Source organism: Streptomyces sp. NPDC031340 (assembly GCF_055569945.1).
Genome location: NZ_JBVIIE010000003.1, coordinates 1 through 16,612 on the forward strand (window position 1 = coordinate 1; position 16,612 = coordinate 16,612).

At 73.1% G+C, this 16,612-nt stretch carries 6 protein-coding genes; 1 reads left to right on the top strand and 5 read right to left on the bottom strand.

Annotated elements, in window-relative coordinates:
• Positions 1 to 174: 174 nt before the first annotated feature.
• The 4 genes from ACZ5GT_RS02670 to ACZ5GT_RS02685 all read right to left on the bottom strand — a co-directional run bounded on the left by ACZ5GT_RS02670 (position 175) and on the right by ACZ5GT_RS02685 (position 4,615).
• The gene (locus ACZ5GT_RS02670) at positions 175 to 1,293 is read right to left on the bottom strand and encodes an AAA family ATPase (protein WP_469013170.1); all 1,119 of its coding nucleotides are present in this window, start codon (positions 1,291 to 1,293) and stop codon (positions 175 to 177) included.
• Positions 1,290 to 1,955 carry a nicotinamide riboside transporter PnuC gene (gene pnuC / locus ACZ5GT_RS02675; protein ID WP_469013172.1) on the bottom strand — a complete coding sequence of 222 codons (666 nt, stop codon included), beginning with the start codon at positions 1,953 to 1,955 and terminating at the stop codon, positions 1,290 to 1,292. Before pnuC ends, ACZ5GT_RS02670 begins: the two co-directional genes overlap by 4 nt.
• A gap of 97 nt (positions 1,956 to 2,052) precedes the next feature.
• Entirely contained in the window at positions 2,053 to 3,873 is a 1,821-nt protein-coding gene (locus ACZ5GT_RS02680) for a HAMP domain-containing sensor histidine kinase (RefSeq protein WP_469013174.1), read from the bottom strand.
• A complete protein-coding gene (locus tag ACZ5GT_RS02685; RefSeq protein WP_469013176.1) occupies positions 3,863 to 4,615 on the bottom strand; it encodes a response regulator transcription factor in 753 nt (250 codons plus the stop codon). Before ACZ5GT_RS02685 ends, ACZ5GT_RS02680 begins: the two co-directional genes overlap by 11 nt.
• Before the next feature lie 304 nt (positions 4,616 to 4,919).
• Here ACZ5GT_RS02685 and ACZ5GT_RS02690 point away from each other — a divergent pair, with 304 nt between their 5' ends.
• Positions 4,920 to 5,786, top strand: coding sequence for an AfsR/SARP family transcriptional regulator (locus ACZ5GT_RS02690; RefSeq protein ID WP_469013179.1), 867 nt, complete (start codon positions 4,920 to 4,922; stop codon positions 5,784 to 5,786).
• Here ACZ5GT_RS02690 and ACZ5GT_RS02695 read toward each other — a convergent pair.
• A complete protein-coding gene (locus tag ACZ5GT_RS02695) occupies positions 5,783 to 16,606 on the bottom strand; it encodes a WXG100-like domain-containing protein (protein WP_469013182.1) in 10,824 nt (3,607 codons plus the stop codon). The two genes, ACZ5GT_RS02690 and ACZ5GT_RS02695, sit on opposite strands and share 4 nt — an antisense overlap.
• Between the last annotated feature and the right edge of the window lie 6 nt (positions 16,607 to 16,612).

Genomic DNA, 16,612 nt, shown 5'->3' on the forward strand with positions numbered 1-16,612 from the left:
CCCCCCCCCCCCCCCCCCCCCCCCCCCCCCCCCCCCCCCCCCCCCCCCCCCCCCCCCCCCCCCCCCCCCCCCCCCCCCCCCCCCCCCCCACACGGACCCGGGCCAGAGCCTCGGCAGGGACGACAGGACGGACAGGACGGCGGACCGGCGGGCGCAACGCGGACGCCCGAAGCCTCAGCCGAGCGGGGCGGCCAGCCGCCAGCCCGCTTCGAGCAGCCGGTCCACTGCCTCCAGGGCCAGTCGCAGCCGCGTCGGGCGGTCACCGCGCACCTCCTGCCAGGGGACGCCGCGACCGGACAGCACCTCGCGGAACCGCTCGGTCATCCAGGGCCGCAACTCCTCGCCGTCGCGCAGGCCGTCATCGTGGAACGGCACGTCCTCATGGCCGGTGAGCAGATACAGCGCCCTGGGCGGCATGGCGTCGGCGAGGTTGTGCACCGCCTCGGTGGTCCGGCCGACGTAGCGCTCCTGCCAGACGGTGGTGGCCAGTGCGTCGGTGTCGCAGACCAGCACGGGCCCGCCGGCCCGGGCGGCGCGTTCCTCGTCGGCCGACTGGCGGGCGGCGACGGCCTCGAAGTCGGCGTCGCTCCATTCCAGGTCGAACACGGTGGCTTCCGGAGAGCCACGGCGGGCGGCCAGCGCGCGGGTCACCGCGAGCTTGGCGACGGTCAGTTCGCGCCCGTACTCGGGAACCCACCGGGTGAGCGCATGCGGGCCGCCACGGGTGCGCAGTGCCTCCGCCAGGTCGCGGGAGAGCGTGGTGGTGCCGGTGGACTCGGCGCCGAGCACCACCACCCGGCGGGCGAACCAGGCCCGTACCGGCGGCTCCAGCGCGTCCCAGTGGCCCACCGGGTCGCCGCGGACCGCGGTGGCGGAGACCGCGAAAGTCTCCCGTGCGACGTCCAGGCGGACGTCCGCCGCGCCGAACCGGCGCGCCAGTTCGGCGCCGTACGGCTCCGAGGTGAACACCGCGTCCACCGGGACGGCGGCATGTGCCGCGGCGGCGACCGCCTCACGCATCAGGGCCACGTGCCCGGTCCAGACGCTGTCGCTGTGGTAGTCCACCGGGATGTTGTCGACGACGCCCACGACGGCCACCTGGGGCCGGTCCGCGTACGCCTCGCGCAGCCAGCCGACCCGGTCGGCGAGCGGTATCGACTCCACGTCCGCTGCCATCACCACGATTGTGACACGACGGCAGCTGTCCGCCGCGGTGCGCACCAGGAAGTGGTGACCGGCGTGCGGGGGGTAGAACTTGCCGATGACCAGTCCGTGGTCGAAGGGGGCCGTCATGCGCGCACCGGGTCCGCTGCGGCGCTCGGCCGGCCCGCGGCCAGCTCCCGGTGCCAGCCGCGCAGTCCGAGCAGGCACATCGCCAGGAAGAGCACGTAGACGATGCCGGTCAGATAGAGCATCTTGGCGAAGTACAGCGGGATGTAGACCAGGTCCGCGGCGATCCAGAAGTACCAGGTCTCATAGGACTTGGTGTTGAGCAGCCACTGGGCGGCCAGCGACAGCACGGTGGTGAGGGCGTCCCAGAACGGCGCGACGTCGTCGGCGCGCGTCAGCACCACCGTCAGGCCCCAGGTCGCGGGTACGGCGAGCAGCAGCAGGACGGCCAGGGTGCGCGCGGAGGCATGGCCCATCGGGCGGGCGGAGCGGCGCTCGCCGCCGTGCAGCCAGGTCCACCAGCCGACGGCGGCCAGCAGCAGGTACACGACCTGCAACAGGGCGTCGGCGTACAGCTGGGCACTCCAGAACAGAACCAGGAAGAACAGGTTGTTGGCGATGCCGACGGGAAAGTTGGCGATCCTGGCCCTGACGGTCAGCCAGACACAGGCCGCACCGGTGGCGAAGCCGAGCAGCTCCGCCCAGGTCACCGCATCGCGGCCGAAGTCGAACAGCACGGTGTTCAGGGGCGCGACGATATCGCCCAGGACGTCGCTGACAGCCATTCAAAGCTCCTCGGCCGGTAAATGTCAGCATGACGATAAGGGGTGGAGCTGTCCCGTGCCAAGCCCCTCCGGCGAGACGACGAAGCGACCGGATGGATCACGGAACCGGACCGGAGTGCTGACCGGGCAGCCTGAGCGAGAAGACCGAGCCCTCCCCGGGCACGCTCGACACGTGTACGGTGCCGCCGTGCGCCTCGGCGAGCTTGCGGACGATGGACAGGCCCAGCCCGCTTCCGCCGCCCTGCCGGCTCCGTGACTTCTCCGCCCGCCAGAAACGGTCGAAGATCCTGGGCAGGTCCTCGCCGCTGATGCCGGAACCGGTGTCCTCAACGCTGAACACCACCTCGTCGCCCTTCATCCGGGTGCAGAGGGTGACCGTGCCGCCGACGGGCGTGTGCCGGATCGCGTTGGACACGAGGTTTCCGATCGCCTGGCGCAGCCGCACGGGATCGGCGTACAGGTGGGGCCCCTCGTCGCCGGACCGCACCCGCAGTCGCACTCCCGCGGAACCGGCGCTGCCCTGGTGGGCGCGGGCGACCTGGGCGAGCAGTGCGGCCGCGTCGACGCCTTCGGGGTGCAGCCTGAGCACGCCGGCGTCGGCCGCCGCGAGGTCGCGCAGGTCGTCGATGATGTGCTGAAGGAGCAGCGCCTCCTCCAGCAGCGAGGAGATGAGGTTCTTGTCCGCGGGTACGACACCGTCCTCGACGGCCTCCAGCCAGCCGCGTACGTTGCTGAGCGGGGTGCGCAGTTCGTGGGCGACGTCGCTCACCAGGGCCCGTCGTAGCTCCTCCAGTTGGCGGCGCCTGCTCGCCATCAGGTTGAACGCCTCGGCGAGTCTGCCGAACTCGTCGTCGCCGGTCACCTCGACGTGTGCGCTCTCGTCGCCCTCGGCCATCCGCCGGGCCGCGCCGGTCAGCGCACGCAGCGGCCTGACCATGCGCGTGCCGGCGACGAACGTGACCGTCATGGTGGTCAGCAGCACGGCGACGGTCACTCCGGCGATCCGCGCGCGGTTGGTGTCGGAGAGGTCGAAGAAGGTGGCGATCTTCTGGTCGGGTCCGCTGGTGAAGAGCAGGGCGGCCGGCGCCACGTAGGGGTCGAGCTGTTCCCGCCGGGCGGTGGAGAGGCAGGTCGTCACCGCGCGGGAGTCCGGAGTGCCCCGGGCGGTCGACGGGATCCAGGTGAGGTCGTCGGCGAGCTGCACCGGCGGGGCGTGACGGGCGGTGAGGCAACCGTTGACGAGCCGGCCCAGCTGGGCGAGCGCCTTCCGCTCCGTGGCGGTGCGCTGGAGGAGTCTGTCCACCCGGCACCGGTCACCGACGTCCAGAGCACGGCCGTCGATCATGACCTGTTCCCGGCCGTTGGGCAGCTCCGCGATGCTGACGTCCTGCAGCACTCCGGGCCCGCGCATACAGCTCGCCACGCGGGACGCCTTGGCGTGCAGAGCGGCCTTCTCCCGGGCGGTCAACCGGAAGGGGCCGACGGCGCGCGGATCGATGCGGTCGGCGGGGGCGCCGTCGTAGCGGGGCGCGAGCGCGGTGTCGACGGCGAACGCGTCGACGGTCGCCGACGCCGTCGACGGCAGCGACCGCGCCGCCGTTCGGCTTCTTCCCTCGGAATCCGCCAGCAGATGACGGTTCTCGTCGGTCAGGGTGATGCGGCGGCCGGTCTTCCGCGACAGCTCGCGGATCACCGGCCCGACGTCCCTCCAGTCCGGGTGCGTGGCCGCGAAACCGACGAGCGCGTCGTAGATCCGTGCGTCGTCGGCGAGGACCTGTCCGCGCTGGCGTCCGATGGCGACGGCGGTGAGGCTGACGACGAGCCAGGCGGTCGCGACGATCGAGCAGAGGGAGACCAGGGCGGACAGCAGCAGCAGCCGCGACCGCAGCCTTCTGCGCAGCGGTATGTCACCTGGCACGGGGACCGGTCCCGTCGTCGGACGCCTCCGCGGAAGGGGCGTCGGCGACCTTGTAGCCGACGCCGTAGACCGTGAGCAGCCGCTCGGGCCGGGCCGGATCACGCTCGATCTTGCGGCGCAGATTCATGACGTGCCCGTCGACCGTGCGGGTCGTGACATAGCGGTCGATGCCGTGCAGGTGCTCCAGCACCTGTTTCCTCGTGAACACCCGGCCCGGAGCCGACGCCAGCACCTCGAGCACGCGGAACTCGCCGGGTGTGCAGTCGACCAGCCGTCCCTCCACCCGCACCTCGAACCGGTCGGGGTCGACCGTCAGGGCCCCCACGACATACGCCGGTCCGGCCTTCTGGACGGTCCCGGCAGCGTGGGCGGCCGCGTGGCCGGCCCGTCTCAGCAGGGTACGGACGCGGGCCACCAGTTCACGTGGGCTGCAGGGCTTGGTCATGTAGTCGTCGGCGCCCAGGTCGAGGGCGAGCAGGAGGTCGTCCTCCTCCGCGCGCGCGGTGAGCATCAGGACCGGAACCTCGGACTCCCTGCGCAGCACCCGGCACACGTCCAGGCCGTCCACCCGCGGCATCATCCAGTCCAGCACCACCAGATCGGGCATCCGCCGCCGGATCTCGTCCAGGGCGGCCCGCCCGTCGTGGACGACACCGACCGAATGGCCTTCCCTCTCCAGGTAACGGCGGATGAGGTCGGCGTGTTTCAGGTCGTCGTCGGCGAGCACAACATACGCACACATGGTGGCCATCGTAGGAACGGCGAAGACCCAACTCCCGCGGATGCCGGGGAAGCCGCCACGGCGCACCGGACCACGACAGGAACCCAACAAGTTCCTGACATTCGGCCGGGAATCTGAGCACCGGCATCCCCAGCAGTGTCCCGCAGCCACTTGGACCGCACTTGGAGCCGACTTGGCACGGTGTCACATCGGCACGTCCGACGTCTGCCGGGAGAGCGATGCCACCCGCCACCGGATCGACGAACATGCCTCGGAGTCGTACATGTCCCCGCAGAAGGACGCCAGTCCGACAGATGGCTCATCCATGCTCCGCCTCCGCGTCCTCGGCTCGATGGAGGCCCAGGCGGGCGGAGAACGCGTGGCGCTGGGAGGGCCACAGCAGCGCGCGGTGCTCGCCATGCTGCTCACCGCGCGCGGCAGCGTGGTTCCGGCCGAGCGCATCACCGACCGTCTGTGGCCTCACACCCCGCATCACCGGGCACGGACCGCGCTGCAGCCGCTGATCTCCCACCTGCGGCGCGCTCTGGAACCGGAACGTCCGCCCAGGGCGCCGTCGAAGGTGCTCCCCAGCACCCCGCCCGGCTACGCCCTGCGCCTGCCGGAGGACGCCGTCGACGCCTGGCGGTTCGAGGCCGCTGTCCGGCGAGCCCGCTCCGACGAACCCGAGAGGGCGTGGCACCGACTGAGGGACGCCCTGTCCTGGTGGCAGGGTCCGGCCTACTGCGAATGGGCCGACCACGACTGGGCCGTGGCCGAGGTGGCCCGCCTGGACGAGATGCGGCTGATGGCCCGTGAACTGCTGCTGCGGGCGGGCCTCGAGGCGGGCCGGGCCGCGGAAGTCGTGCTCAGCGCCGAAACGCTCGTACGCGACGCGCCGTTGCGGGAGCACGCCTGGTTCATGCTGGCGCTGGCCCTGTGGGCGGGCGGCCGCCAGTCGGACGCGCTGGGAGCCCTGCGGCGGGCGAGGTCCGTCCTGAAGGAGACCGTCGGCGTCGCTCCCGGACCGGAGCTCGTGGAGCTGGAACGGTCGATACTCCGGGGTGAGCGTGAGGTGCTCCACCACGCGGTGTCCCTGCCGGGCGGCGGCGAGGGCCCCCGGCGCCGCCTCGGGACCGGGGTCGACGCCGCACCGCCGCATCGCCGGACCCCGGCCCTGCAGGCGTGGGCCTAGCGAGCCGTCGGGGGCTGACCGGGCCGGGGCGCCGGTTCGTGGCCCGTCTCCGGTGGCTGGGTGACGGTGATGAACGCCTGGAGACGGGCCTCCGGGGTGTCAAGGGCGGGGTCCGTGCCGTGCGGCAGATCCGCACCGCGGGACTCCGCCCTGATCGTGAACGTGTCGGACGTCAGCGGGGAGCCCAGGCCGCGCAGGTGGACGTCGAGGCGGCGGGCGAAGACCTCGCGGACGGCGTCGGCGCGCTCCGCGCCGGCCTGGACCGCCCTGCCGAAGTGCGGCCGGCCCGACACGGACGCGGTGGCGTGCCCGGTGACCAGTACCTCCGGCAGAGCGAGCCCGGCGCCGGAGCGCCGCACCGCGTCGCGTGCCACCTCCGCGGCCAGCGCGTCGATGCGGGCGGACTCCTCGGGGCCGGGCCTGGTGGCGTCCTCGGCGGCGAACGCCACGCTGCGGGTGAACATCGGGGCGGGGGCCTGCGCCGGAAGCGGGCCGGTCCGGGGAGCGCGGGCGGCGACCTCCCCGGCGTGCGAGCGGGACGGACTCGCGGCGGAGGGAGCCGAGCTGGACGGGGTGGAGCTGGACGGGGCGGAGCTGGACGGGCGTGGGGCGGGAGCGGCCGCGGGTTCCCGGACCGGGCCGTGGGCCGAACCGCGGTCCGACGGCGGGGCGGTCACGGACGGGCGGGACCAGTGGAAGACGTGACCGGTGACGGTGCGGTGGACGGCGTAGGCGCCCTGTTCGTCGTGCCCGTGGACGGCGATCCTGACCGGCTGCCGCCTCAGCACGGCCGGACCGCCGACCTCTGCCTTGCCGGGTTCCGTGGCCTTCATGCGGTGCGGCAGGGCCGTGTCGGGGGTGTCCCGGCCGGGTGTGCCGGGCGCCCGGGTGACCGGGCGCGCGGCCTCGTACGACTGCTCGCGTCCCCAACGGACGCTGTTCAGAGGAAAGTTGAGCACCGGGTTGTCGAGGAGGAGGGAGAAGTCGAGCGGGGAGACGTTCCAGTTGTAGCCATCGCTGAGGGTCGTTCCGGCCTCGTCCTTGACCGTGACGGTGAGTTCGTCCTCGGCCGTGTCACGGCGGCCCACGTCCTGGGCGGGGCCGATGGCCTCGATCGACAGGGCGACCGAGGTGCCCGGCACACGGTACCTGCTCTGCCCGGTGGCGAAGTGGTGGAACAGGGCGGGCAGTGACTGCCCGGAGAACGCCTGGCGGATCGCGAACCGTTGCTCCGGAGTCAGGCGCTGCTCCTCGCGCAGGTCGTGCTTCACCTCCGGGGCGTTCTCCTGTTCCAGGTCCTGGCCGGTGCGCAGCCGGGGATCGGCCGCGAAGGAGTCGAGGAAGCGGGAGACCGCGCCGGTCAGGTGCTCGGGCAAGGCCGACCGCACCGCCCACCGGGCCAGTCCGGTGCCCCGGTTGAGCGCCCACGACGAATAGGCGCCGGTCCGCCCGAGCAGTCCGTCTCCCCAGGGGCGCGGGGTCGCCTGGACCTCGATGGCGGCGTCGTGCAGGGCCCTGGTGTTGTCGAAGCCGACGAGGTCGTGCGCCTCGCGCAGAGCGTTCTGCCATGCGGCACCGGCGGTGTGCCCCTGGGCGTCCGTCCGGCCGAGCTCGATGCCGAACGGGCTGACGACCAGGGGGGCGGTGATACCGGGGTCCTGCGGCATGCCCGGGTGGTCCGGGGCGGTGGCACGCTCGGTGAGCGACTCGGGCACCCAGGCGGTCACCGCGAGCGGGCCGACCTCCTGCGGAGGTTTCGGCAGGTTCACGAAGCGGCCGGTCTCCGCGCGCCGGCTGACCGTCACCCGGAACCGCATGGTCGTGCTGAACCGGGCGTTCGTGTCGCCGAACCCGGACGTCTTGTGCCCGACGGTGGTGGTCACCCCCGACTCGGCGCCGCTGCCCCGGCCGCCTTCGAAGGCGGCGGAGGGAGTCCAGGAGGCCGCGTCCAAGCGCTCCGTCGGGGGCCGCAGCGAGGCACGCAGGTTTCCCTCGCCCCCCGCCGACCACTTGCCGGCGGCCTTGCCCTTGACCGTGTCGGAGGCGGTCACCTCACGGGTCAGCGCACGGTCCGAACGGGCGCCGTCGTCCTGCCAGCCGGCCGCGATTCCGCGCACCAGCACCTCGGTGACCACGTGCCCGGAGCGGGTCGTCCTGACGTGCCGGTCGAGGATGCCGGGGCCGACGAGTTCGTCGTAGCGGGCGGCGAGGGCGTCGGGCGAGTACGTGTCGGCGAACGGCAGCGCGGCGACGGGCACGGTCTCCCGGCCGGTCCCGCCCAGCTGCCGGTCGATCGCCCGCAGGACGAGATCCGAGTCGGGGAAGTCCACCAGGACGCCGCCCGAGATCCCCTGGTCCAGCATGGTGGCCCGGAGCTTCGGCGGCGTGGCGCCCGTCGGCCCGCCGGACGCGGTGTGCAGTCGTTTCACGTCCTCGTCGGACAGCAGGACGAACACCTCGTGGTCGCGCCGGAGCGGGCGGCCGGTGTGCGGCTCCCCGTCCGGCCGGGTGATCCGTCCGGCGACGCTGATCTCGGCGGTGGCCCGGTACACGTGCCAGGTGCCGGTGTGGCTGACCTTGCGGGCGGTGCCGGTCTGTCCCTTGACCGTGTCGGTGTCGTCCCGCTGGCCGCCGAGCTTGACCTTGGGGCCGCCGCGCACCTGGTAGCTCGTGGTCAGCGCGCCGGTCACGGTCTCGGGGAACCGGCCGAGGTCCGCGTTGAGGTTGCCCTTGGCGGACCACGACGTCTGGTCGGCCAGGGTGGTGGCGCCGCTCGCCTTCAGCTCCAGCTCGAGCGTGCCGTCACCGGCCAGGGTCTCCTGGTAGGTGAGGCCGCCCAGCCGGGTGCGCACCGACAGGCCGACGGTGTCGCGCTCACGTCCGTCGCCGACGTGCCGGTCGAGCGTGTTGGCCCAGCCGGAGTCCGAGGCGGAGACCAGCCCGTGCAGCTGGGCCCGGCCGGCCAGCGCGTCCACGGCCTCGTCCAGGTCCGGGACGCGCGGCGGCTCGCTGCCGGGGTCGCGGGACTCGTAGGCGCTGCGCAGAGCGGCGGCCGCCTGATTCCTGAACAGCGCCTCGTCGGTGACGTGCGCGACGGAGTGCAGTTGCGGAAGGCGGCCGGGCCGCAGGTAGCGGGGCGCCGACGGGTCGTCCTGCGACCGCCGCACCTCGACGCGCAGCCGGTCGCCGTCGGCGGGCACGACCTCGGTCGCGGTGCGCGCGCCGGAGCCGGCGGGCCGGGTGCCCGGCGTGTCCCCCGGCCGGTGCGGGCCGATCTCGACGCGGTACGTCACCGGGTAACTGAAGGCGTCGGCCCGGCCCTTGTGCTGGAACGCGCGCTGGACCTGGGTCTCGGCGGAGGCGACGGTCTGCCGGGACGGGGAGTAGGAGCCGTCGGCGCCGCCCCCTCCGAAGACCCGGACGGTGTCCACCGGGTTCAGCGTCCTGCGGAAGGTTCCGTTCGCACTGAGGGTGTGCTTGCCGCCGCGGGTCACGGCCTTCTCGGACACGTGCCCCCGGGTCACCGTGCTCTTCGCCGTCGCGGCCGGAGCTCCCTCGTGGCGGCCCGCCCCGAGGTCGGCCCGGATCACCACCTCGTACCCGCGGCCGGGCAGTACGGGCGAGTGGGAGGCGTCCAGGGTGATGCGGAAGGCGCCGTCGAGGAGCCGCCCGCCGCCCGCGCGCAGGGCGGAGGGCGACAGACGTTCGCGCAGCAGTCGCTGGTTCTCCATCGCCCGGGGCGTCACGCGGCCCTCCGCGCCGGCCGGCGGCGGAATGATGCCGGGGGCCAGTTCGCGCAGCCGTTCGGTGATGTGCCGTTCCAGCTCCGCCGAGCCGGGTACCTCGACGAACGCGGTGCGCTGCGCGGTCAGCGGCGCGCGCAGGTTCGCGGGGGCGGCGCGGGTGCCCGGGCCCTGGGCGTCGTGGGGAGCAGGATTCCCCGTCGGCGAGGCCTGGTCCGGGTGGTGGCGGAGCCGGACCACCTCGCCGGTGTGGACGAGCGGAGCGGCCTCCGGATCGGGCCGCGCCGGCGGGGAGTCCGGCCCGGGCTCGGGGCGGACCGCGTGCAGGCCGTCCATGCGGGGCGACAGGTGCTCGCGCAGCACCTCGACCCGGAGCCGCACCTTGGTGGTGACCAGGTCGCCCGTGCCCGTGTGCTCCAGGCTGTTCTCCAGCGCGAAGGTCTGTCTGCCCTTGTGCTGGTGCGCCTGGCTGTGCGCGTAGGCGTAGCCGCCGGTGACCGTCAGCCAGGCCGACTCACTGGTCGTACCGCTGTGCCAGACGCGCTTTGCCGCGCCCCCGTTCAGTCCGAGGCCCCAGGTCGAGGTGCCGGTCCTGCCGACCGCGTGCTCGCCGGTCTCCTTGCCGGTGAAGCTGTCTTTGGCGGAGACCGTCCCCTCGCGGACGGACGTCTCGGGCTCCAGGGTGAGACGCAGCCAGGCGTGACCGCCGTCGGAGAGGTCGAGGCGCTTGGAGGTCAGGCCCCAGCCGGCGGCGTGCTCGAACCCGTCGAGGACGTTCTTCGGCGACAGGAACTCGAGGATGTCGAGGTGGGCGGTGCCGTCCGGGCGTCCCTCGAGCGGGAGACGGCGGAAGACGTCGGCGTGCAGGGCGCTCAGGCCGGTGACGTCGAGCGGGCGGCCGCGCGCCGGCCCGGGACGGTCGCTCTGCCAGCCCTCCCACGTGCCGGCCCGTGAGGCTGCCGGGCCAGTCTCGGGGTGGGCGATCTCCGCCGTCACCCGGCCGTGCACCGAACCGCTGCCCGGCTGCGGCAGCGGCCGGCCGTCGGGGCCGATGACGGCCGTCTCGTAGCGGAAGCGGGAGACGTAGGTGCGGGTGGAGCCGGTGAGCGCGGTCTTCGCACCCGTCTCCGAATCCGCCTTCACCGAGGTGTCGGTCGCGTACGTGGCACCGGACGCCCTGACCGAGGGGATCAGAACGGGCATGACGTCGTCGCGGCCCGCGACCGAGAGCATCACGGTCGGGGCCAGTTCGCCGGGCGCCTTGGACGTGGTGAGGGAGATCTTCTCCGGCTCCGCCCGGCCCTTCGCCCCGAAGCTCCGCTCGAACCCCTTCCCGTCGTTCTTCCCGTCCGGCGTCCGCTCCTCCCGCGGAGCCCACTCTCCCGGCCTGGCCATGAGCACCACGTCGTGCGGTGCACCGCCGGCCCAGAGCCGGAAGCGCCAGCCACCGTTGACCATCTGCTCGTGCCTGGCCCGGAAGTTGGCCGGGGCGAACTCGACGTCGAGCTTCTGGACGACCCGGCGGTCCTCGCGATGTCCGGCGGGCAGGGTCTGAAGGACCCGGGCGCGCAACTCCTCGGGGCCGGGAGCCTGGGTGATCTTGATCCCGGCCAGCGATCTCTGGTACCGGCCACCCAGCTTCCCGGCCGGTCCGGCGGGCGGTTCGGGGGACGGTGCCGCGTGGTGCACGGGCTCGGGCGGCGCCGCGTCACCGTCCCGGCCGGGGGAGCCGCCGGGCGGGCGCGGTGTCTCGGGGTCGCCATCGGGCTCCACGGTCATCGGCTCGGGCTCGGGCTCGGGTTCTCGGGCCGCGCTCCTGACCGCGTCCGCCGGGGCGGGCATCGGCTCCGGAGCCGTGACCTGGGCCGTGCCGGGCGGCGGTACGGCCGGCGACTCCTGTCGTTCGGGCAGAGCGGTGGCCGGCGGCGCGGGGGTGGGGGACGGTTCGCCTCGGTCGGCGCTGGACTCCGGGTGCGCGAGGGGTGTCGGCGCCGGCTCGGCCGGTTTCTCCTCCGGCGCCGGTCCGGTGAAGCGGAACTCCCGCGGCACGTGGACGAGTTCGACGTCGTTCACGTCGGACCGGAAGCGGAGCAGCGGCTCGCCGCCCTCCCGGTGCGACTCGACGATCTTGGTGAAGATGCTCTTGCTGAAGGGAGTGGACGGCTCCCAGTCCATGTGGGCTCCGTGCATGACGGCCATGTCGTTGGCCATCATCGCCCCGACCACCTCCTCGTACCGGTTCCCCTTCAGCCGGGTACCGCCGGGTGTGCTGATGTCGAACACGTCGTGATCGCCGGTGATCTCCCGCCAGTTCCCCTCACCGTCCCTGCCGAACACCAGGCCGTCCTCGACCTTGAACCGGTCCTCGGCCTGGAGCCGGGCCATGACCGGAGCCAGCGTCCTGAACTCCTCGTCCCGCTGCGCGAACCGCTGCTGGAGCCGGTTCCAGGTCGTGTCGTCGAGAGTCCCACGCTCGGGCCTGACCGGCTGGAAGTACCCGATCAGGCCCCGGTGTTCGGCCTTGGCGCCGAGCAGGACGTCGAGGTCGTTGATCGACTTCGCCTTGATGTCCTTGGGCTTCGGCAGCTTTCCCTCCTCGAGCCACCGCACGGCCGTCGGATTGGTCGGCCGCACGTCGATCGTGAGGTGGTGACCGGCCGCGATCTGCCGGAACTTGCGGAAGTTGGCCGCCGGCATGCCGTAACGCGACCGGGCCTCGTCCTCCGATACGCCGGTGGACGACGACCGGGCCTGGTCCTCCGATACGCCGGTGGACGACAGATGCCGCAGTTCGGCGAAGCCGTCGGTGTTCGGGACGGTGGAGAGCGAGGGGTGGTCGGGGGACAGTTCCGCCCGGGTTGCCGCCACGGCGGGGGCCCCGTCCTTCGCGGCCGGCGGGACGCCGTCCGCCGAGGACTGCGCGGGGCGCGTCATCATGGCGGTGCCGTCGGACTGCGCGACGACGCCGTCCGACTGGGGAGCGCGCGGCAGCACCTCGTCACCGCCCTGGGCACCCTGCCACTGACCGTATTGGCGCTCGAGGTTTTCGAGCGTGCGGCGGACCTGCCACAGGCTCGGGAAATGCGGCAGGAGCTCGTCGACGACGTTCTGGTACATGGCGATGGCGCCGCCCTGATCCGCCGTCGGCACATGGCTCAGAACGCCGTCGTAGTACGTCAGGTACGGCTCCACGGCGTACCCCAAGTAGTGGTGGTACGCCGAGAGCCGTCGTATCTCCGTCGCCGTCCTGAGAAACCTGCGCCGGACCGCGTGCAGGCGGAATGTGTCGAACTCCTCGCGTCCCTGGCGGTTTCCGTCGAGCCCCAGATCGGTGCGGATGTTCTCCAGGTCCGCGTGGGCGAAGCCGCGTTCCCTGCCGTACACCTCCACGGGCTTGCGGTACGGGGAGTCCGGGCCGGGCGGCTGGTACGTCCCCTTCAGCTCGGGCTTGTAGAAGTCCTTGGAGTACCGGCCCGAGGCGGTGGCCGCGTCGATGACGACGGTCCGCTCGTACCCGGGAGGCAGGCCGCCCTTGCGGGTCCGTTCGTTGAGCGCCGCGTGCCATGCCTCCATACGCCGGGCACCGGATGTCGCATCCCCCTCCTCCAGGTAGCGGACCGGGTGTCCGATCAGCGCGACGGCCTCCAGGTTCCCGGAGCGGAAACCGAGGTGCTGCACGCCGTGGCGCCGGTTCAGGTGGTCGTACAGACGGAACTGGCCGGTGCGTGTGTCGCCGCCCCAGGCGCTCAGCCGCGGGTCGCGCCCCCGCCAGAAGCCGGTGATCTGGTGGATGTGCTCGTTGCCCAGCTCGGCACGCATCTCCCGGACCAGCTCGTCCCACTTTCCCGCCTTGGCCGGGTGGGGATGCGGGTCACCGGTGATGATCACCGCCTTGTAGTCCCCGGCCAGGTTCCGCAGGAGCTGGCGCATGCCCTCGAAGCTGGTGTCGTGCTCCATCCGGCCGTCCAGGTGCGCCCACTTCGTGGCCTTGCCGGTGAAGCGGGACCACAGCACCAGGACCTTCCCGTCGCCCTCCGGGATCCGCACACCGCGGCCGGCCAGCCACTCGGTGATCTCCGCGTCGCGATGGTCCTCCAGGTGCCACGCCTGGCGGATCTTCGACCGCAGCGCTTCGGAGAAGTGTGCGGCGACGTGGTCGGTGCCATGCGTGACGCCCCACAGCTCCTGATTCTGGTGCATCTCCTCGAAGTATTTGTTGATTCCCCACTGGTGCTGGGCGATACGGGTCGCCTCCTCGTTCAGCGCGCGCCAGGTGCTGCGCTTCTCCAGGTTCGGGAGACCCACCGTCCAGATGCGGTCGGGGTCGATGCCGCTGTCCCGGTAGAACTCCGCGATGTCCCGGGACTTGTCCAGGACCGGGTCGTGCCCCGGATGGCCGGGGCCGGGACCGCGCGCGATGAGGACATGCATGTTGGGCTTGTCGAGCAGCGTCGCGAGGATGGCGAACCGGTCGCCGGAGGCGTAACCGGGCTGCATGATCAGCTGGTTGTCGGGCGAGTAGACCGGCTGTCGCTCCGGCTGGTGCATCCGCGGAGGCACCGCCGGTGCCGCTCGCCCGACGTCCGCGCGGGAACGGGCGTCACGCCCGGCGCCCAGGGGATCGGAGACCGGGTCCACCCACACGTGGCGGCGGTCGTGGCTCTCGGCGCCGTGCCAGGCCCGTGCCCATTCCGCGTCGTGTGCGAGTACCTCGTCGTGTGCGAGTACCTCGTCGTGCGGGCGGGCGGTGGACGCCGTCTCCGGCGCCCTGCCCGCCGGTTCTCCGGCATGCCTGGGCCCGGCGCCTTCGCCGAGGTCGCCGACCAGGGTGCCGATCAGGTGCAGGTGCCGTTCGCGCAGCCCCGCCTGTCGCAGGCCCTCGGGTGCGGCGGCCCGGTAGTCGCCCTGGAGGCTGCCCTCGACGGCGGGGCGGTGCGGGGTGCTCCGGTCGCGGTACTCGTCGCGCAGGCCGATCTGGTGGCCGATCTCGTGGGCGAAATCGACGGGTTGCGCGTCCGGCCACCACGACCGCTGGTCCATGGCCCGGTCCCGGCCGACCAGGTCGACCGTCAGGTGCGGCTCCTCGCCGGGGCGGGCGCGCAACACGGTGACGTGCAGGCGGTCGCCGTTGGGGAGGTGGTAACCGGGTGCGTTGAGGAACTCCCGGACGCCGTCGGACATCCGGTTCCAGACCCCGTCGGTGTCGTGTCCGTCGCCCCCGTGGCGGAACGCCACCCTGACGGTCAGGTCGGTGACCCGCTCGCTGCGGTAGGTGAACCGCCGGGCCTCGAAGGCCGACCGGACGACGAAGCGCGGCGTACGGTCCAGCGTCGCCCTGGGCGCCTGTGGCCCGCCCGGGGGCGGAGTGGGGCCGGGGCCGGGGGCGGCGGTCTCTCCCCGGGGCGCGGGGACGGATGAGGTCTCCCGGGGGGCTGTCGTGGCGTGGGGCCCGGTGGCCGTCGTGGCGTGGGGTCCGGCGTTCGCTGTGGCGTGCGGGCCGGTGGCCGTCGCAGCGTGCGGTCCGGTGTCTGTCGCGGCGTGCGCCGTGGTGGCGTCGCGTCCGGGATTGGCGGCGGATTCCGTGGTGGTGCCGGCGGCGGTGGTCGCGGTCGCGGTCTGTGCGGCGGTGCCGACGGCGGGCTCCGTCGTCCCGGTGGCTTCCGGCCGGCTCTCCGTACGGACCGGTGCCGCCGGCTCGGTCGTGCGAGGGGTGCCGACGGTGGTGCCGGGGCCGGTGGCGGACTGGCGGGGTGCGCCCGTGCTCTCCGTGGCGGGACGTCCGGACCCCGGTGCGGTGCTGCCGGAACCGCCGGTGGTCGCGGGGCGGCCCACGTTCGCGGCCGTGGCGCCGGCCCCCGCACCGCTGCCTGTGCCGGTGGTGCCGGTGGTGCCGCGGGCCGGCGCGGGGACGGCGGTCCCGGATCGGGTCGCGGCACCACCGGCCGCTGTGGACGCCGGATCGCCCTGCGCGGTGGTGAGGGTGGTCGCGAATCCGGGCAGCCCACCGTCGTGGTGTGCGGTGAAGGGGGCGGACGTGGCCCCGGCCGTCTCCCGTACGACGGCGGAGTTCCCGCCGCGGAAGGCGCCGTTCCCCGTCCCGCCGCCGCCTCCGCCGTCGTTCGTGCCCGCCGTGGTCGCGGTGTTCTTCGACGTGCCCGGGAACGTGCCCGTCTGGGACAGCTCCGGCTTCTCGGCCGACATGAGCCCCGGCAGGTCGATCTTCAGCGTGCCGGGCACGTTCACGTGGACCGGGTCGATCTTGGCCGTGTCGCCGGTGCCGCCGAAGCGCCGTTTCCCGCCGCCGCCCAGTGCCCCCAGGGCACCCGCGCTGATGGACGAGCCGAACTCGTTCTCCCCGCTGTGGTAGACGCCGTACATGATCCCGGCGGTGCTCAGGCCGGTGGCCGCGCCGAGGACGCCCTTGCCGAGCAGCGAGTGCGCGAACTTCGGGGCGAGGACGCTGCCCGCACCGAAGAAGACGCCGCCCATGGCTCCGCCGATGGCGCCCGACACCACCGCGGATACGGTGTTGTCCCTGGACCACTGGGTGCGGTCGCCCTTGAGGAACTGGATGGTCTGGACGGCGACGTCGAGGCCGACGTTCAGGGCGACACCGGTCGCGACCGAGATGAGCAGGCGGCGCAGGATCATCTTCACCGCGAGGCGCGCGCCGGTCACGGCCACCGGGATGACCTCGGGCGCGAAGAAGGCCCACTGGGCGATCTGCCCGGCCAGCAGGACGAGCTGGCCGAGGATCATGTACTTGGAGTACTCGACCTGGACGGCGGTGTGCTTGCCGAGCCTGCCCAGCTGGTTCGCCGACTCCGCCATCTCCGGCAGACTCGCCTCCAGTTGGGTGACGAAGCCACGGAACTCGTCCGCGACCTGCCCGCCCACGCTCGCCAGGACCCCGTTGCCGGACGCGCCGATCTGCCCGCTGATGCCCTTGAGCTCCTGCGCGGCCTCGTGCCACGCCTGGCCGAGGGCCTGCAGACCGTCTTCGTCGCCCTTCGGCCAGGACTGCCCGACCGCCAGCCGGGCGACCCAGGCCAGCTCGGGGGGCATGTCGACGCTCATGCGGTG